This is a genomic window from Streptomyces sp. A01, from assembly GCF_059026195.1.
Window position 1 is genome coordinate 35,413 of the sequence record NZ_JBWLKN010000012.1, and the last position, 17,377, is coordinate 52,789.

At 70.5% G+C, this 17,377-nt stretch carries 17 protein-coding genes; 2 read left to right on the plus strand and 15 right to left on the minus strand.

From position 1 onward, the window contains the following. Positions 1-58: 58 nt before the first annotated feature. From AC5P1B_RS17915 to AC5P1B_RS17925, 3 genes are all read right to left on the minus strand, one after another. On the minus strand, positions 59-790 hold the full coding sequence (locus AC5P1B_RS17915) for an aggregation-promoting factor C-terminal-like domain-containing protein (RefSeq protein WP_493888259.1): 732 nt from the start codon (positions 788-790) through the stop codon (positions 59-61). A 445-nt stretch (positions 791-1,235) separates the two neighbouring features. After that, positions 1,236-2,558 carry an RNA 5'-3' helicase PhoH2 gene (gene phoH2 / locus AC5P1B_RS17920; RefSeq protein WP_493888260.1) on the minus strand — a complete coding sequence of 441 codons (1,323 nt, stop codon included), beginning with the start codon at positions 2,556-2,558 and terminating at the stop codon, positions 1,236-1,238. A 334-nt stretch (positions 2,559-2,892) separates the two neighbouring features. Further along, entirely contained in the window at positions 2,893-3,654 is a 762-nt protein-coding gene (locus tag AC5P1B_RS17925; protein WP_493888262.1) for an isoprenyl transferase, read from the minus strand. Between the two features lie 173 nt (positions 3,655-3,827). Between AC5P1B_RS17925 and mgrA the strand changes: the two genes are divergently transcribed. Further along, complete coding sequence (gene mgrA / locus AC5P1B_RS17930) at positions 3,828-4,868, plus strand: L-glyceraldehyde 3-phosphate reductase (protein ID WP_493888263.1); 1,041 nt, start codon at positions 3,828-3,830, stop codon at positions 4,866-4,868. 170 nt (positions 4,869-5,038) lie between these two features. Here mgrA and AC5P1B_RS17935 read toward each other — a convergent pair whose 3' ends face one another. Continuing rightward, positions 5,039-6,004: a prepilin peptidase gene (locus AC5P1B_RS17935; protein ID WP_493888264.1), complete on the minus strand. Its 966-nt coding sequence runs from the start codon at positions 6,002-6,004 to the stop codon at positions 5,039-5,041. A gap of 98 nt (positions 6,005-6,102) precedes the next feature. On the opposite strand from AC5P1B_RS17935, the gene AC5P1B_RS17940 reads away from it, so the two are divergent. Then, positions 6,103-6,525, plus strand: coding sequence for a DUF192 domain-containing protein (locus AC5P1B_RS17940; protein ID WP_493888265.1), 423 nt, complete (start codon positions 6,103-6,105; stop codon positions 6,523-6,525). Positions 6,526-6,711: 186 nt separating this feature from the next. On the opposite strand, the gene AC5P1B_RS17945 is transcribed toward AC5P1B_RS17940, so the two are convergent. The 11 genes from AC5P1B_RS17945 to AC5P1B_RS17995 all read right to left on the minus strand — a co-directional run bounded on the left by AC5P1B_RS17945 (position 6,712) and on the right by AC5P1B_RS17995 (position 17,325). Next, positions 6,712-7,311 carry an OmpA family protein gene (locus tag AC5P1B_RS17945; RefSeq protein ID WP_493888266.1) on the minus strand — a complete coding sequence of 200 codons (600 nt, stop codon included), beginning with the start codon at positions 7,309-7,311 and terminating at the stop codon, positions 6,712-6,714. 133 nt (positions 7,312-7,444) lie between these two features. After that, entirely contained in the window at positions 7,445-8,062 is a 618-nt protein-coding gene (locus AC5P1B_RS17950) for a hypothetical protein (protein WP_493888267.1), read from the minus strand. Between the two features lie 18 nt (positions 8,063-8,080). Next, positions 8,081-8,701 (minus strand): pilus assembly protein TadG-related protein, encoded by a 621-nt coding sequence (locus AC5P1B_RS17955; RefSeq protein ID WP_493888269.1) that lies wholly within the window; start codon positions 8,699-8,701, stop codon positions 8,081-8,083. 62 nt (positions 8,702-8,763) lie between these two features. Next, positions 8,764-8,928 carry a hypothetical protein gene (locus AC5P1B_RS17960; RefSeq protein ID WP_493888271.1) on the minus strand — a complete coding sequence of 55 codons (165 nt, stop codon included), beginning with the start codon at positions 8,926-8,928 and terminating at the stop codon, positions 8,764-8,766. Between the two features lie 676 nt (positions 8,929-9,604). Beyond that, positions 9,605-10,498, minus strand: a complete 894-nt coding sequence (locus AC5P1B_RS17965; RefSeq protein WP_493888272.1) for a DUF5936 domain-containing protein — start codon at positions 10,496-10,498, stop codon at positions 9,605-9,607. Between the two features lie 41 nt (positions 10,499-10,539). Beyond that, on the minus strand, positions 10,540-11,481 hold the full coding sequence (locus tag AC5P1B_RS17970; protein ID WP_493888427.1) for a type II secretion system F family protein: 942 nt from the start codon (positions 11,479-11,481) through the stop codon (positions 10,540-10,542). A 133-nt stretch (positions 11,482-11,614) separates the two neighbouring features. Continuing rightward, positions 11,615-12,964, minus strand: coding sequence for a TadA family conjugal transfer-associated ATPase (locus AC5P1B_RS17975; RefSeq protein ID WP_493888273.1), 1,350 nt, complete (start codon positions 12,962-12,964; stop codon positions 11,615-11,617). Between the two features lie 81 nt (positions 12,965-13,045). Next, entirely contained in the window at positions 13,046-13,660 is a 615-nt protein-coding gene (locus AC5P1B_RS17980; protein WP_493888275.1) for a TadE family protein, read from the minus strand. Positions 13,661-13,663: 3 nt separating this feature from the next. Continuing rightward, the gene (locus AC5P1B_RS17985; protein WP_493888277.1) at positions 13,664-15,502 is read right to left on the minus strand and encodes a CpaE/TadZ family protein; all 1,839 of its coding nucleotides are present in this window, start codon (positions 15,500-15,502) and stop codon (positions 13,664-13,666) included. Between the two features lie 20 nt (positions 15,503-15,522). Further along, positions 15,523-16,236: a Flp pilus assembly protein CpaB gene (cpaB, locus tag AC5P1B_RS17990; RefSeq protein ID WP_493888278.1), complete on the minus strand. Its 714-nt coding sequence runs from the start codon at positions 16,234-16,236 to the stop codon at positions 15,523-15,525. Positions 16,237-16,449: 213 nt separating this feature from the next. After that, positions 16,450-17,325, minus strand: coding sequence for a hypothetical protein (locus tag AC5P1B_RS17995; RefSeq protein WP_493888279.1), 876 nt, complete (start codon positions 17,323-17,325; stop codon positions 16,450-16,452). Positions 17,326-17,377: the final 52 nt, after the last annotated feature.

Genomic DNA, 17,377 nt, shown 5'->3' on the forward strand with positions numbered 1-17,377 from the left:
ACCGGATGTGGTCGGGGGCTTCGCGAAGTCGATGGGCTCGTATGAGGGCCCGTCGCCTCTAGTACCAGTTGTTGGCCTGCCAGAACGCCCAAGCGCCACAAGGGCTGTCGTAGCGCTCGTTCATGTAGTTCAGGCCCCACTTGATCTGCGTGGCCGGGTTCGTCTGCCAGTCCGCGCCCGCGGAGGACATCTTGGAGCCGGGAAGCGCCTGCACGAGGCCGTACGCGCCCGAGGACGGGTTCGTCGCCTTGTAGTTCCAGCCGCTCTCATGGTCCACGATGTTGCTGAAGCACTGGAACTGGTCGCCGGGGACCATCTGGCGTGCCATCGACTGGACATCGGCGATCGAGTAGGAGCCCTTGGAGGGGAAGGCGTCGGAGTCGCGCGGCGCGGAACGGCTCGCGGTCTCTTCCTTCTTCTCCTCGCGGGCCTTGGCGGCCTTCTCAGCCGCCTTTTCCTTCTCCTTCGCCTTTGCCTTCGCCGCGGCGGCTTCCTTCTTGGCCGACGCGTCCTGGGCCGCCTGCTTACGGGCCGCTTCCTCGGCGGACTTCTTCGCCTCCGCGTCAGCCGCGGTGGACTGGAGGTCTGCCTGCTGCGTCAGGGATGCGGTCTGCGCCTGGGCCTGCTGCCCGGCGGGAATTTCCGCAAGGAGGGTCGCGTCGGCCGCGGTGGCCTCGACCGGTTCGGTCGAGCCCTTGTCGCTGCCCGATGCGACGCCAACAACGGCGCCGACGGTGGTGACCGCGGTGGCGGAGGCCACTGCGAATCCCCGGACCGAGATCCGGCTCACACGGTTTCCTTCCAGCATCGCCCGCTTAGGTGACCTCGCGGACGCAATCGTGCCCCTGGCGCGGCCCTCCCCTTGTTCCGGCCCCAGGGGACTGGGAACGGCTGGTCACGGGAGGGACTGGCCCGGTGGGCCCTCCCGGAGGAGGTCCGCTTGGTGCTCGGGCGGCATACGGCGAACGCTTTTCAGTTCTGGCTTGTTGTGCTCCGCACCATCCCCCGGATGGTCTCCGGGGATACCCCTAGGGGGCGCTGATGCGGATGTGCCGTATGCGGGGCCTGACAGGACCCACACCCTGCCGGAAGCCGAGCCCCGGAAGCAATTCTCCGTTGCGTGTGAAAGCTCACACCCCGTTTACCTCATCTGATTCGCGGAAACGCGAGCGCAGCACAAAGCCGCACGGCTAAGCTCCTGAGCTTTGCCGCGCGGCTACGGGTGACGAAGTCGGCTAAACCCGCCCCTCCTCCAGCATCTCGGTCACGAGGGCCGCGATGGGCGACCGCTCGGAGCGGGTGAGCGTCACGTGGGCGAAAAGCGGGTGCCCCTTGAGCTTTTCGACGACCGCGACCACGCCGTCGTACCGGCCGACGCGCAAGTTGTCCCGCTGGGCGACATCGTGGGTCAAAACCACCCGGGAGTTGGCGCCGATCCGCGACAACACGGTCAGCAGCACGTTGCGTTCGAGCGACTGCGCCTCATCGACGATCACGAAGGCGTCGTGCAGCGAGCGGCCCCGGATGTGCGTCAGCGGCAGCACCTCCAGCATGCCGCGGCCGACGATCTCCTCGATGACGTCGGCACTGGTCACCGCCGACAGCGTGTCGAAGACCGCCTGCGCCCACGGGCTCATCTTCTCGGCCTCGCTGCCGGGCAGATAGCCGAGCTCCTGGCCACCCACCGCGTACAGCGGACGGAAGATCATCACCTTCCGGTGCTGCTGCCGCTCCAGCACGGCCTCAAGCCCCGCGCACAGCGCGAGCGCCGACTTGCCGGTGCCGGCCCGGCCGCCCATCGAGACGATGCCCACCTCGGGGTCGAGCAGCAGATCCAGCGCGACGCGCTGCTCCGCACTGCGGCCGTGGATGCCGAACGCCTCCCTGTCCCCGCGGACCAGCCGCACAGCGCCGTCCGCCATCACCCGGCCGAGCGCCTTGCCGCGTGTCGACTGGAGCACCAGACCGGTGTGCACGGGCAGTTCGGCCGCCTCCGGCAGATACGCGGTCTCGGCGGCGAACAACTCGTCCACCTGGTCGGGCGGGACCACCAGCTCGGTCATGCCCGTCCAGCCCGAGTCCGTGATCGCCAGCTCCGCGCGGTACTCCTCGGCGAGCAGGCCCACCGACGACGCCTTGATGCGCAGCGGGAGGTCCTTGGAGACGACGGTGACGTCGTGCCCCTCCGCCTGGAGGTTTCTGGCGACCGCCAGGATGCGGGAGTCGTTGTCACCGAGCCGGAAGCCCGCCGGGAGTATGCCCGGGTCCGAGTGGTTGAGCTCGACGCGCAGCGTGCCGCCCAGCTCTCCGATCGGGATGGGGGCATCGAGCCTGCCGAACCTGACGCGGTACTCGTCAAGCAGGCGCAACGCCTGCCGGGCGAAATATCCAAGCTCCGGATGGGCCCGCTTGGCCTCCAGCTCCGTGACCACGACGACGGGGAGCACGACTTCATGCTCGTCGAAGCGGGCCATGGCATTCGGGTCGGCCAGCAGGACGCTGGTGTCGAGGACATACGTGCGCCGGTCGAGATCGCGGCGTTTCTTGCTGGTCACCACGGGTGGACGAACCCCCTCGGGAGAGGTTGGGTGCGACGGCGTCGCGGGGGAAGGTACCGGGCTCCGACCCCAGGGGGACCGGATTCCGCCCCCTCACGACAGCCGTACGGGAAGCGATGGCGGGAGCGTGGGGGCTGCGCCATGCGATCGGCACGGTCGTCCTGGTGCAAAGGGCCTCCCGGGCGGACGGCCCCATGCCGCCCGCTGGCAGTTCGGCGACCCAAGGTCGGGGCGCCGATGTGACTGGGGTATTCCCGCGAAGGCCGCACCCCATGCCACGGCATATGACACCGTCGACGTTTCGTCGACTCCCGTTACCCGGCGATACCTGCTGTTAACCGCCGTAACGCCGGTGGCGTGCCGCGTAGTCACGGAGCGCACGCAAGAAGTCCACCTTGCGGAACGCGGGCCAGAAGACCTCGCAGAAGTAGTACTCCGAGTGGGCGCTCTGCCAGAGCATGAAGCCGGACAGCCGCTGTTCACCGCTCGTACGGATGACCAGATCGGGGTCGGGCTGGCCCCGCGTGTACAGGTGTTCGGAGATCAGCTCGACGTCAATGATCTCGGCCAGTTCCTCGAAAGAGGTGCCGCGGGACGCGTGGTCCAGGAGCAACGACCGCACGGCGTCCGCGATCTCCTGTCGCCCCCCGTAGCCCACGGCGATGTTGACCAGTATTCCGTCGACATACCGGGTGGCCTCCTCGGCCTCCTTCAGCACCATCTGGGTCTGTGCCGGAAGCAGGTCGAGCGTCCCGACGTGGTGGACCTGCCAGCGGCCGTCGGCCGCGAGGTCACGGACGGCGCCCTCGATGATGCGCAGCAGCGGATGGAGCTCGTCCTCGGGGCGGTCGAGGTTGTCCGTCGACAGCATCCACAGCGTGACGACCTTGACGTCGGTCTCGGTGCACCAGCCGAGCAGCTCGCGGATCTTGTTGGCCCCGGCGATGTGCCCCTCTGCCGTGGTGCCACCGGCCGCGCGGGCCCACCTGCGGTTGCCGTCGAGGATGACGCCGATGTGCCCCGGCACCTGGTCGTGATCGAGGCGCCCTTCCACCCGGCGTGCGTAAAGCCTGTACACCAGGTCGCGCAGGTTCACGTTCTCCAGCCCTCCATGCCGCGGCGCCTCCGTGCCGTGGCGGCCGCCTCAAGGGCGCCACCTTACTGCCGGGGCGTCGGTTGAGCGAAGCTGGGCCGGTGAGCTGCGGTATAGCGTCGGCGCAGAGCTCACCCGGAACGAGAAGCGACACCAGCAGCCGAACAGGAAGTCCCGTGAACGACAATTCCCCCTACCGCGCCGCCGACGACCGCTATGACTCGATGGAGTACCGGCGCACGGGCCGCAGTGGCCTGAAGCTCCCCGCCATCTCCCTGGGCCTGTGGCACAACTTCGGTGACGACCGGTCCCTCTCCTCGCAGCGCGCCATCCTCCGCCGCGCCTTCGACCTCGGCGTGACCCACTTCGACCTCGCCAACAACTACGGCCCGCCGCCCGGCTCCGCCGAGCTGAACTTCGGCAAGATCTTCGCCCAGGATTTCCGCCCATACCGGGACGAAATCATCCTGGCCACCAAGGCGGGCTACTGGATGCACCCGGGCCCGTACGGCGAGTGGGGCTCGCGGAAGTACCTGCTGTCCTCGCTGGACGCGTCGCTGCGCCGGATGGGTGTCGACTACGTCGACATCTTCTACTCGCACCGCTTCGACCCGGAGACGCCTCTTGAGGAGACGATGGGCGCGCTGGCGTCCGCCGTCCAGCAGGGCAAGGCGCTGTACGCGGGCGTGTCCTCTTATAACGCCGAGCAGACCACCGAGGCGGCGCGGCTGCTGCGCGAGATGGGTATTCCCGCGCTGATCCACCAGCCGTCGTACTCGATGATCAACCGGTGGACCGAGGACGACGCGCTCCTCGACACACTGGAGGACGAGGGCATGGGATGCGTCTCCTTCGCCCCGCTCGCCCAGGGCCTGCTGACCGACAAGTATCTGCACGGCGTTCCGGAGGGCTCGCGCGCCTCGCAGGGCAAGTCGCTGGACCCGGAACTCTTGACCGACGAGGTCGTACGCCGCCTGAGCGGTCTCAACGAGATCGCCACGCGGCGCGGCCAGTCGCTCGCCCAGCTCGCACTGGGCTGGGTGCTGCGGGACCCCCGCATGACGTCGGCCCTGATCGGCGCCTCAAGCGTGCGCCAACTGGAGGCGAACGTGGCGGCCCTGGGCGCTCCGGCACTGACCGAGGAGGAGCTGGCGGACATCGACTCGTACGCGCGCAGCACCGAGGGCGTCAACATCTGGGCCCGCCGCAACGGGTGAGGCCCGCCGCCACAGGGGCCGGGCGAAGCTGGGCCCGGACATAAAGCGGGCCGGTCCGTGGGGGGGATACGGACCGGCCCGAGGGGGGGTTTCCACCATAACCCTTCGTGAGGGGTGCTCCGTGCATCAACGCCTCACACAGCGTTCGGCGCGTCGTCGATCAGGCGGGCTTAGGCGGCGACCAGACCTCCGAGCAGCACCCCCGCACCGGCTCCGACGATCATGAAGGGGCCGAAGGCCATCGCCGACTTCCGCCCCGCCCGGCGCGTCAGCACAAGCGCTACACCGTAGAAGGCGCCCAGCAGGAGACCGGTGAACGCGCCCGCGAACAACGCATCCCAGCCGTACCACCCGAGAGCGACACCCAACGTCAGCGCGAGCTTGACGTCACCGAAACCCATACCGCTCGGGTTGATCAGGAACAGCACGAAATAGGCGGCGCCCAGCGCGAGCCCGCCGAACACGGCGCGTGACCATGAACCCGCCGCGCCAGGCAGCAGCGCCGCCGCGCCGAGCAGCGCGGCCGACCCCACCGCCATCGGCAGCGTCAGCACATCCGGCAGCCTGTGCACGGTCAGGTCCACCCCGGCGAGCAGCACACTGAGCGGTACGAGCAGGAGCCACACGGCCAGCTCCGGCCTGGCGCCGACGGCGGCGGCGAGCCCCCCGCAGGCGAGGGCGCAGGTAAGGGTGATGAGGGGCACACTCGCCCCATATGTCCCGCGTGCTCCGTACGTCCCGGTCGCGTCATCGCCCCCCGCCAAGTCCGTGGCGCCCGCGCCACCGATCCCCTCCGCGCCCGCAGCGCTATTCGCGCCTCGGGCTTCCCTGGCGTCACCGGCGTCTCCCGCTCCGCCGGTGAGGCCGCCGTCAGCGGTCAGGACGGTGTCCGCGTCGGCCTCTGCCCCAGCCCCTGCCCCCGCCTGGGCTTCAGCTGCGGCGGCGCCCGTGGCGCAGGGACGGCAGCGGGCCAGGCCGAGCCAGCCGCGCGCCGGTCCGGTGAGCGGATGCCCGCCCGGGCACGCGGCGCGCCACGGCTCCTCGGGCTGGACGGTCAGCCGGAACAGCGGACGGACCACCAGGAGCCCGGCGAGGGCGCCGTACGCGGTGGCGAGAAGTATCAGCAGCGGATGCACACCGCCGAGCCTACGGAACGCCCGCGCGCCACGTGCCCCGGCTGATACAACGCTGAACGGGGCCACTCGGGCCGGGCGACGGGAGGGGCGGCGAACAGATGGGGCGTTGGCGGGACGGACAGGGCGCGCTGTGCGTGCCGGTCACACCGGAGCCAGCCGGGACCACGGGGGCGGAGCTGGTCATTCCGCTGGAGATCGCGGCGTCCTACCGGGCGCGCTCACGCGGGCTGCTGGGCCGGCACGGCGTGGAGGGCGCGCTGCTGCTGTCCCCCGCGAGCGGTGTGCACACCTTCCGGATGCGCTTCGCCATCGACGTCGCCTATCTCGACCGCCGACTGACTGTCCTGGCCGTACGCACCATGCGCCCCGGCCGACTCGGCCTGCCGAGACCGCGCTCGCGCCACGTCCTGGAGGCCAGTGCGGGCGCGATGGAGCAGTGGGGTCTGCGCCGGGGGGTACGCGTCACCGTCGACGCACCGCCCCGCGGCACACGTGCGTCAGCTGGTGGCTCGTCTCCCTGACGCGCGCCTCCCTCTCCCAGGGCAGGAGAACGCAGGCAGGCTCGCGCGATGCACTTCCAGCTGGCCGCGTGTGAGCAGTGCGTAAGCGACTGTAGGGCACCTCTGCCCGCATGAACTGCCTTTCGCGGCCATTCCTTTGTTACGCTTTCAAATCGCCACTAATCCGTCATCTCGGGCCTCGTCGGGCTACGAACTGGTGCGCGGGAAGCTGACCTCGACCCGGCGGTTCTTCTTGCGGCCCGCCTCGGTGGAGTTGTCGGCGATGGGGTAGTCCTCGCCGTAACCCCGGATCTGGTAGTTGACGCTGGAGTCGAGCTCCTGTGACAGCTGCCGCTGCACGGCGTCGGCGCGCTTCTTGGACAGCGTGTCGCCATGCGCGGAGGACCCGAGGTCATCGGTGAAGCCGAAGACCCGGACGTCGCGGGCGTTCTGTGCCTCTACCTCCTTGGCGATGGCCGAGATGCGGGCGCTGGCCTCGCTGCCGAGCTTGGCGCTGTCCTTGCCGAACAGCACCTCGGCCTGGAGGGCGAACGTGACATCCACGTTGGTGTCCTCGCGCCGCTCCTCGCCGTTGTCGGTCTCGACGATCGACTTGATGTCGAGGACCTTGACCTCGCCGAGCTTGGCGCCGTCCGCGAGCTTCAGATCCGGGTCACCGGCGTCCACCTCGACGGGCGGGGCGGCGGACCGCGATCCGCCGGGCGGATCGTCGGACGGCCCGGCGGCGTGCGCGGACGGCAGGCCGAAGGTGGCCGCGGCGAGCACGACGAGCGCGGCGGTCGCCATCCGGGCACCACGCACGGCGGCCTCCCGGCGCGCGGTGACGACCGGGCGCGCACGAGGGGCGGCGGCGGCAGCCGGGCGGAGGCCAGGGCTTCGCGTAACCGGGTGAGTGGTGCGGGCGGCGGTCATGGGCCGGTCACCCGGAGATCTCGATGGTGGCGGCGGGGAACGTCGGAAGCTGGAACTGCACCTCGTCCACCTCGTCCGGCGGCGCGGGGAACTGCATGAAAACCGGCACCGTATCCCCTGCCCTGATCGTGCCGAGCGACATCGTGCACAGACAACGTCCCTCGGTGTCCCGCAACACGTAATACCGCTTCTTGCCCTCGGCGTCGATGAGGGCCGCCCCCGCGATGGACGCCCCGTGCTTGAGTACGTCGCTCTCGTCACCCCGCCACTTGGCCGCCCCGGCGTAGAGCTTGTCTCCAGTGTTCTCCACCTGGCCGTTGACCGTGACGAAGCCGCCGGAGTCCCGCTTCGCCGAGTAGAGCGACAGCACGACACCCTCCTCGCCCCTGAGTTCGGCGATCGGCTCCCCGGAGCTCGTCCGCTCGTCCGTGCCGCCGTCCGGGCCCTCGTTGCCGTCGCCGTTCTTCGCCACATCCCCGGCTTCGGAGGACTGCCCTGTGGAGGGCTTCGCGTCCGGCTCGTCGTCGCCGCCTCCCCCGCATCCGGCGGCGAACAGCGTGAGGCTTACCGCGGCCGCTCCGGCGGCCAGCACTCTGCGCGCTATGGCGTAGTACCGCATGCTCATGAGTCGGCCCTTCACTGGTCAGTCGGCGAGATGCACGGCGAACAGGTCTGCCGCGTCGGGGAGAACATCCGGGTCCTCGGGGTCGATGGACCAGTCCTTGCCGTCGCAGGTGAACTCCGCGGGCGGCTTGTCGGGCTTCTCTTCCCCGCCCTCGTCATCCCCGTCCTCGCCCTCGTCCTCACCCGGGTCAGGATCGGGCGGCCGCGGGCTCTCTTCCGGCTCGGTCGGCTTGCGCACGCACCGTGGCTCGACCTCGGCCGTGGCCTCGGCCTCGGCGTGCTTGGACTCCGTGCCCGGGACGATCGACTCCCCCACGGTGCCGCGGGTGATGACCTTGACGTAGAACGACGGCGGGAGACCTCCGACCGGCTCGCACTCGGTGACGTTCGCGTCGTTCTCACCCGCGAACCAGCTCGCCTCGTCGCACACGTCGCCCATGCCGACGCCGCGCCCCGCGAGCAAGTCCTCCCATGCCTCGTCATCGCCCAGGGACGCCAGCAGTCCCTCGCGCAGGGAGTCGCGGTAGTCCTGGGCGGCGGCGAGAGCGGCCGCGTCGGCGGCGGTCTGCGCTCCGTTACGGGTGGCACCGGCTTGCCCCACCGCGAAGAAGGCGAGCCCGAGAAAGAGGAGACCCGCCACAGCGGTGATGTAGATCGGGAACGCCTGGCCCGCATCGCCGTACCGGCGGGCCGTCGGGCTGCTCAGGCGCCGGTTACCTCGCCGATCTTCTCGGTGATCGCACTGAAGATCTCGTTGCCGATGTCCGTTCCCGAGATCGCGATCACGATCGCCACCACCACGGCGATGATGCCCAGGTACTCGACCGCGGTCTGCCCGCGGTCGTTTCCCGCTAAGCGCTTTCCCATTGTGTTCCCCTCCGTGGGCAGCCGTCCCCCTCTGGTCCGGCGTGTCGGTCCCCGTGGTGCCGCTCGCGACACGAGAAAAGTACGCCGAATCACCGGCTCCGGAACAGGGCGTCCCGCAGCATTCTCTTCCGCGCCACGGGAGTTGAAACCTCATGGGTCGCTCTCGTTTTGTACGTCCCACGCGGCCCATCTGTCTCACCCCCGCTCCGGCTTGGCCGCCCGGTCCCCCGCGCCTGCGGGCGCGGGGCCCTCGGTAGACGACTGTCCCACAGCGGATTGCATCCGCAAAGGGTTTCCTGGTAAAGGAAACGGATTTGAGACAGCGCCAAGTCCGCGACTACCGCTGCCCGATGGCCCCGGCGAGCACTGCGGGTCGTGGTGGGCGGACGTGTGCTGCGAAGCGTGCGAGAACGGATGCGGGGTGGCGTGGTGCGAGGCCCGCTGCGTGTCGTACGGGGAGACGCACTTAAGCGGTGCTTCCGTGGACAGCTCGACAGTCGCCCGCTCGCTGCATGTGCGGTCCGGCATCGTGGGTCCCTCCTGAACTGGTACGTCCCCCGTACTGACGTTTCGCTGAGCTGGCTCTTCTCCTCTTGCCCCTCCCTTTCGCCTGCCCCTCCCGCGGCGACCGCCTCGTGGTCGCTCGTTCCCGTGGCGTACGTGGCAGTTGTCGTGGTCAGTCACCGGTGACGGAGCCGAAGTCCGTGCCGGAGCCGATGAAGAATCCGGCCACCAGCAGCACCATCGTGCCCGGCACCATGAAGGTCGTGATGACGAGCGTGGCCTTCGGGACGGCCCTCGCCGCGCGACGTCGGGCGTTCTGCGCGTCCGTACGGCGCATGTCGTTCGCGATGGCTATCAGCGTTTCCACGATCGGCGAGCCCAGCTCCTCGCCCTGCTGGAGCGCGGTGACGAACTGGGCGACCTGCTCGGAGTCGTTGCGTTTGCGTAGTTCCTCAAAGGCCTGGCGGCGGCTGACGCCCATATCCATCTGCCGTAGCGTGATGCGCAGTTCGTCCGCCCATGGCCCCTCGTACTTGTCGGATACCCGGTCCAGTGCCTGCCGGAAGCTGAGGCCCGCGCTGACGACGACGGCCAGCACGTCGAGAAAGTCCGGCAAGGTGCGTTCGATGGCGTCCTTGCGTTCCCTGACGGCCGCCCATATGCCGACCTCGATCCAGAACAGGCCGAAGCTCACCAGCAGGACGGAGAGCAGCAGTTCGCCCCTGAGCAGCATCACCAGCGCGCCGCCGAAGCCCAGCGCGCCGTACACCGCGCGACGGGCGGCGTAGCGGTCGACCGTCAGGCCGCCCGGGTTGCCCGCGAGGTCGATGCGGCGGCGGACCTTGGCGACCCGCTTGTCGCCCATCATCCGGAGCACGAGCGGGGCGTAGCGCATGCCGAGCCGGTCCACCGCGGAGCCGACGACCGTCGTACGTGTGGCTCCGACCTCAAGCGCCAGCACCAGGTCGCTGGGGAGCTTGGCCTCCCTGCGGTAGAGCGCGATGCCGTAGCAGGCCCCGGCCGTGGAGAGGCCGATGGCCAGTGCCAGCAGCAGGCCGATTCCCATTCCCGTGTCCCTCCCCTCCGCTCCCTGACGGCCTGCCGGCCTCAGATGGCGATCTTCGACATGCGGCGGATCAGGAAGAACCCGATCCCGTACAGACCGAAGGCGGCCACGACCGCCGCCTGGCCCCAGAACGACGAGGTCATCCGCTCGATCGAACCGGCGGCGACGTTGTCCATCAGCAGCAGCGTGCCTATGCCCATCAGCGGTACGACGTACGCCGTGATGGTGACCTGTGAGAGCTGTGTGCGGACCTCGCGGCGGGTCTCCTTGCGCTCTTCCAAGGTCTGCGTGAGGTTGCGCAGCGAGCTGACGACGGCGCCGCCCGCCCGGTTGGACAGCACCAGCGTGGTGACCAGGACGACGAGCTCCCGGGATGGCAGCCGGTCGGCGAGCTCGCCGAGGGCGTCGTCGATGGAGTGGCCCACCGCGAGCTTGTCGGCCACCTTCGCCAGCTCCTCGCCCGCCGGGGCCTCCATCTCGTCGGCGGCCAGCCCCAGAGCGGTGCGCAGGGCGAGCCCGGCCTGGGTGGCGTTGGCCAGGATGCGCGCGAGCTCGGGAAGCTGGTTGATGAATTTCTCGATTCGCTTCTGCCGCTGCCAGTTCAGGAAGGCGAAGGCGGACCACACGGCGACAACGGCGGCGATCGGCCCGAAGAAGGTGGCGAGCGCCGCCTGCGCGATCAGCCAGAGTCCGGCGGCCGTGCCCGCTGTGCAGACGAGGAATTCGCCCGGGGTGATGTCGAGGCCGGTGGCGACAAGACGGAGCTCAAGCTTGCGGCCCACGCGGGTCCCCCGCAGCCGGCGGTCGAGCCCCGCGAAGCGGCGCTGCCGCCCGGTCGGTGGGAGCGGCCCCTCCGTTTCGGCGAGCCGCTCGACGAGCGACTGGTGCCTGGCCCGGCCCGTCGCGTACACCTGGGCTCCCGCGACGCCCAGCAGCCCGCAGACCAGCGTCGCGCCGATCGTCAACGTGGCGAGGTTGTCCATCGGCACCCGGCCTCCCCTCTCCCATCCGCCGTTGCCTGCCGTGCCCTCGTATCTCTCACGCCTGACACCGGTGTCTGGTTACCGCCGTCCGCGTTCCGTACGCCTGGCATGGCTTCCGCCGTCATCGTCACGGTCACCTCCGCCGCGCGTCCCGGGTGATCAGCTGGGCAGGGAAGGCCGCGACACCGAAGGCCGGCGGCACCGCCTCGTTCGCCAGCCGCAGCCGCTCCGCGACCCGCTCGGGCACCGGCAGATGGCTGAACCGCCCGCGCACCACCCGGTCGGCGTCCAGCGGCTGCGCCTCGAACCGGCAGACGGTGGTGATGCGGTAGTCCTCGTGGCCGTGCGAGTCCAGCAGGGCGATCTCGCTGACCCGGCGGGAGCCGTCCGCGTTGCGGACCAGCTGCACGACGCAGTCCACGGCACTGTTGATCTGGTCGTGCAGCGCCTCGTACGGAATCGCCACCTCCGACATCGACGCCAGCGTCTGCAACCTCATCAGCGCGTCCTCCGCGCTGTTGGCGTGCACGGTGGCGAGCGATCCATCGTGACCTGTGGACATGGCCTGCAGCATGTCCAGGGTCTCCCCGCCGCGCACCTCGCCGACGATGATGCGGTCGGGCCGCATGCGCAGCGAGTTGCGTACGAGGTCGCGAATGGTGATCCGGCCGTTGCCCTCGACGTTCGGCGGTCGCGATTCCAGCCGGATCACGTGGGTCTGCTGAAGCTGGAGCTCGGCGGCGTCCTCGACAGTGATGATCCGCTCGCCGTCGGGGATCAGCCCGGACAACGCGTTGAGCAGAGTGGTCTTTCCCGAACCGGTCGGCCCGGAGACGACCACGTTGAACTTGGCCCGGACGAGTGCGGCGAGCAGCAGGAGCATCTGCTCGTCCAGCGTTCCCATGCCGATCAGCTCGTGCAGCGTGTACGCGCGCGGGAAGCGGCGGATGGTGAGCGTGGCGCCGTCCAGCGCGAGCGGCGGGATGATGACGTTGACCCGCTCCCCGGACGGCAGCCGGGCGTCGACCATCGGATTGGACTCGTCCACGCGGCGGTTGACGGTGGACACGATGCGCTCGATGGTCTGCATCAGCTGCTCGCTGGACGCGAACCGCACGGGCACCAGCTCGACCCGGCCCGCCCGCTCGACGAAGACCTGGTCGGGCCCGTTGACCATGATCTCGGTGATCGACGCGTCCTCCAGGAGCGGTTCGAGGACACCGAGGCCGAGCGCCTCGTCCACCACCCGGCGGATCAGCCGCGCGCGCTCGGCGGTGGACAGCACGGGGCCTTCGCGGCTGATGATGTGGCCAAGGACGCGTTCGAGACGCGACCGCCGTTCGGCCGCCGCCAGCGACGACATCTCCGCGAGGTCGATCTCTTCCAGCAGCTTCGTACGATAGACGGCGACCAGGTGGCCGTTCTCCCGGTTCCCACCGGGTCCGCCGCCTTCGGGGGCAGCGATGCGTGCCCGCAGGCTCATGGGGTGCTCCTCGGACTGGGGGGCGTCGGCACGGGCGGCCCGGACAGGCGTCGCGGGCGCGTGTGGCAGCGGGAGGCGGCCTCAGTCATCGCTCGTCTCCGAGCGCGGCATCGTCGCGCTGCGCCGCGCGTCGCCGAAGTCCACGCCGGGAATCACCGACGGAATCTTGACGGTCGCCGTCGCACGCGCCTCATCGGCCCCTTCTGATACGGAGATGTCGGCGTCATCCGCGAGCCAGCCGCTCATCGCGGCGTGGCCCGCCGACTCCGGGCTGGTCCTGGGTTCATCCACGGTGGCAGTCCGTGCCGCCGCGCGCGCCGCCGTCCCCGCCTGCTGGACCGTGTACGCGGCGAGGCCCAGCTGAATCACCGCCAGCGCCACAGCGAGGAGGATCGGCAGGAAGCCGAGGAACTCGATCGCGACCTGACCGGCGTCCCGTCGCGCCCGCGGCGCCGACGGGCCCCGGGCCGAGCTCCGGCCCGCGCCCCGTACCCGCCCGCATACAGAGGCACGTACCGCTACCCGCACCCGCACCCGCACGGGTCGCCGCCCGTGTCCCCGTCCACGCCACCCATGTCCCCCCGCACGCCCGCGTACGCGCGCGTGCTTCCGTACGTACCCCTGCCCGTCGTGCTCCGGTCCGCCGTGCTCCCGCTCGCCGTGCCCCCGTGCGGCGTCGCGTCTCCCGGTGGTCATCGCTCACTCCTCCTCCGCCGCGCCCGCCGTGCCGGTGACGGTCCAGGGGAAGCTTCCGGCGCCTGGGAAGAGCACCGGAACCCTCACCTCGACCCTGGCCTTCCACACCCCGCCCTCCCGGGCGCAGGAGGCGTCGCCCTGCCAGGCGTCCGGCAGGTCCTCCAGCGCGGCGGCCTGGCACACCGCGCCGCCTCCGCTGTCGGTGGCGGCTGCCGCACGGGCGCCCTTGTCGGCGGAGTTGCCGGCGAGGGAGTAGGTGTAGCCGATCAGGACGCACTGCCAGAGGACGACAAGGACGATCAGGATCAGCGGCACCATGCCCAGGAACTCCACCGTCACCTGGCCCCGGTCGCCACCGCCGCGCTTGCGGAACCTGCTGGTCGAGACCTCCGTGAGCGACTCGGGTCCGGTGCCGTTCCCGCCGGCAGGCCCCGTACCGAATCCGGCCCCGGAGCCACGCCCGGCTCCGCCTGCGCCCGCCCCGGGTTCCGCACCGCCGCCCTGCGGCCGCCGCGTGCCGTCGCCGTTCGCGCCCGCGTCACCGGCCGCGCCCGCGCCGCCGCCTATGGCACGGCGGCGCCGCAGCCCCGAGACCGAGCGGTCCGCGTGCGTCCCGCGCCCGCCGCCGAGGCCGCCGCCCCGCTGGTGGCGCCCCGCGGCCGTGGCCGCGCCGTCCACCAGGCCCAGCTCGGCGGCGAGTGCCCATAACGCCTGCCGCACCGGCGACTTCCCGTCGAGGTCCTGCATGCGCCCGGAGTCGACGGCGGGCTGGAGCTCCTTGAACCCGGCGGGCACGGCCGTACGGGCGGCTCGGGTGCCCGTCGCGCGTTCGATCAGCGACGGCTGGATCTCGCCGCCGCGCGTATACCGGTTGACGACGGTCGTCGTCTCCTCCGCCTTACGGATCTGCAGCCGGTCCCACAGCCGCACCATCCGCTTGGCGGCGCGCACGGCCACCACGTCCGGGGTGGTCACCAGCAGGGCTGTCCCGGCTATTTCGATGGCCGCCGCGCCCGCCGAGGTCATATGGCTGCCGCAGTCGACGATGACCAGGTCGAACCGGGACCGCAGCGCGCTGACGGCCTGCCGTGCGACCAGGTCGGTGACCTCCTCGCCGCGCTCCCCGTCACCGGGGGCGAGCAGCAGCCCGAGCCCCGTCGGGTGGTTGAACACCGCCTCCTGGAGCACGCGCGGCGAGATGTCGCTGATCGTCGCCAGGTCGGCGATGGAGCGCCGGAACTGCACATCCAGGTACGAGGCCACATCGCCCGACTGGAGATCCATATCGACCAGGACGACGCCGCGCCCCGCGGCCTGTGCCGCGAGGGCGAGCTGTACGGCGGTGACGGTCGTACCCACGCCGCCCTTGGCGCCGCATACGGTCACGAGCTCGCCGCCGGGCCCCGCCGCCAGCGCCTCGCCGCCCCCGCCGAGGTGGCGCCGTACACCGGTCGCCCACTGGGCCGCCGCCTGTGTACGGGCCGCCAACTCCTCGTACGTCGGCGGCAGTCCGCAGATGCCACGGGCGCCCGCGTCCATGGCGGCCGAGTACAGCGCGGGTCCGGCGTCCGTCGTGACCAGCACGACACCGACGGCGGGGAAGCGCAGCGCGACTTCCCTGATCGTCTCCAGCGCGGGCACGGGGCCGATGCGCTCGTGGACGAGAACGACCTCGGGCAGCTCCTCAAGGGAGGTGCCCGCGAGGGCGGTGAGGGTGTCGAGCAGGGACGTCGAGTCGCCGAGCGCGGTCTGCGGCTCGACGCCGGGGAGCTGGCTGAGCAGCCCGCCCAGGGACCGGGCCAGGTCCGGGTCGCCGACAGCCGGGAGGATTCTGATCGTCATCCTGACACCGCCTCCAACTCCTACTTGTCGCCGTCGAGGGTGTAGGTGCGGTCGTCCGGCGCGATGTCCGGTTCACTGCCTGGCGCGATGAGGGCGAGCCGCACGTGAGAGGCGAACGACTCCGCGTAAGCGACGCGCTGGGCGTTCTCCGTCCCGAGAGCGAAGGTGATCGGCACGGCCTCGCTGTTACGCCGACGCCGGTCATTGTCGTCGTCGTCAGGCTCCAGCGCGGTGAGTTTGCCGACATCGATGACCTGGGCGCCGGAGACGATCACCTTGGATACGGGCTTCTCGCCCTCCCCCTCGCCGTCGAAGGTGGCGTAGATGTTGACCTTCGCCCCCGGATTGATCTTTCCGGCGACGCCGGTGGAAGCGTCGATCATGATGGCGATCTCCTGCTGCCCCGGCTTCAGTGCGGGGCGCTTCACGATCATGTCGGACTGCAGCAGCGACCCCTTGCGCAGCGGGGTGACGGCTATCTTCCCGCGCACGTCGCCCAGGTCGGTGACGGCGGTGGACGGAAGCCAGCGCTCCGGCATCGACACCTTCTCGAACGAGCTCGCGTCCAGCGCCTTGTACGCGGAGACATCCGACTTCAGGCGGTACGCCGTGGTCTCAGGGCCGACTTTGGACTCCACGTCGTTGATGACGGACAGCACTCCGACGAACGCTCCGACGGCGCACAAGACCGACAGGACCAGGAGGATCACTCCGCGGCGCTGGCGTGCATTCATGAAGACCTGGTACCTCGTTCAGGGACGGAGACGGGGGCTGGGTGCGGGGCCGGAGACGAAGACGGGGACGGACGGGCAGGCGACACCGGGTGGAGGGGCCGGAAAGTGCGCGCCGGGAGCCGCGGGGACAGGGCGCCGTACGCGGGGCGCTTGAAGGGCCGTACGACGGGAGACGACCCGGCGGCTCCGGGGCTCCACGGGCCTCAACGGGCCTCAACGGGGGGCCAACGCGGGGCGTGCGGGGGCCGCCAGGGCGGCGCGGACGTCGTCCGTGCGCAGCACCGGCGCGGCGCAGAAGGCGCAGCGGTCACCGATGAGTTCGAGCCCGCACCAGTGGCATTCCTCTCTCCGTACAGACGCGACGAGCTGGTAGAGCACCGTGGGGTCGGGGATGGCCGCCGCGAACTCGGTCACTCTGGCCGTTCCCCACCAGTCGGCCGACTCGGCGGGGAGCGGCACCTCCTGGACGCCGCACACCCCCCACGTGCTGGCGATGGTGTCGGTGATCCACTCGGCGTGCGGCTGGCCGCGGGCGACGGTGAGGTGGGTGGTGAACCCGGGCCCCGGCGGCTCGTCCTCGATGCCGCCCACGGCGTACAGGTGTGGCGCGGGGTGGGTCAGGACGCCGAACTGCGAGCCCGGCACCCATGACTTGAGATGCGCGGCCAGGCTGACGGGAACCCGTTCGAGCTTGGTGACGCTGCCGAGCTGGGCGCCCGCGTGGATGTAGTGCGCGAGCAGCCGGGCCGCACAGCCGAGGACGCCGGGGCTGAAGTCGGATACGGATAACTGGCGCAGCTGGCGCGCCAGGACGGCGACGGCCAGCGGTGGCAGGTCCAGGGGCAGGAGGGCGATCCGCTCACTTTCCAGGAGGGTACGCACGGTGTGCAGCCTGCGGATCATCGGGAGTGGGGTCACGGCCGGGTAGAGCGTGACCAGGTAGCCCTGCTGGTCGAGGAGGGCGGCGGTGTCGCTGACGGCGGCTTCGAGCGGCTGGCTGCCGGGCTGCCGGAACACCACCGCTGAGGGCGTCTGCCCGTCAGGAGGAAGCACCAACTCGGGGCTGGTGACGGCTATCGCGGTGGTCACGTCTGGTCCCCGTCCACTCCGGGCCCATTCACTCCGGGTCATCCCCATCCGA

Coding starts and splice junctions, on each gene's coding strand:
- AC5P1B_RS17950 (WP_493888267.1), bottom strand. CDS start 8,062: ATGAGCATGCGGTACTACGCCATAGCGCGCAGAGTGCTGGCCGCCGGA.
- AC5P1B_RS17965 (WP_493888272.1), bottom strand. CDS start 10,498: ATGGGAATCGGCCTGCTGCTGGCACTGGCCATCGGCCTCTCCACGGCC.
- AC5P1B_RS17960 (WP_493888271.1), bottom strand. CDS start 8,928: ATGGGAAAGCGCTTAGCGGGAAACGACCGCGGGCAGACCGCGGTCGAG.
- cpaB (WP_493888278.1), bottom strand. CDS start 16,236: ATGAATGCACGCCAGCGCCGCGGAGTGATCCTCCTGGTCCTGTCGGTC.
- AC5P1B_RS17975 (WP_493888273.1), bottom strand. CDS start 12,964: ATGAGCCTGCGGGCACGCATCGCTGCCCCCGAAGGCGGCGGACCCGGT.
- AC5P1B_RS17985 (WP_493888277.1), bottom strand. CDS start 15,502: ATGACGATCAGAATCCTCCCGGCTGTCGGCGACCCGGACCTGGCCCGG.
- AC5P1B_RS17970 (WP_493888427.1), bottom strand. CDS start 11,481: ATGGACAACCTCGCCACGTTGACGATCGGCGCGACGCTGGTCTGCGGG.
- AC5P1B_RS17945 (WP_493888266.1), bottom strand. CDS start 7,311: ATGGCGACCGCCGCGCTCGTCGTGCTCGCCGCGGCCACCTTCGGCCTG.
- AC5P1B_RS17980 (WP_493888275.1), bottom strand. CDS start 13,660: ATGACCACCGGGAGACGCGACGCCGCACGGGGGCACGGCGAGCGGGAG.
- AC5P1B_RS17940 (WP_493888265.1), top strand. CDS start 6,103: ATGGGGCGTTGGCGGGACGGACAGGGCGCGCTGTGCGTGCCGGTCACA.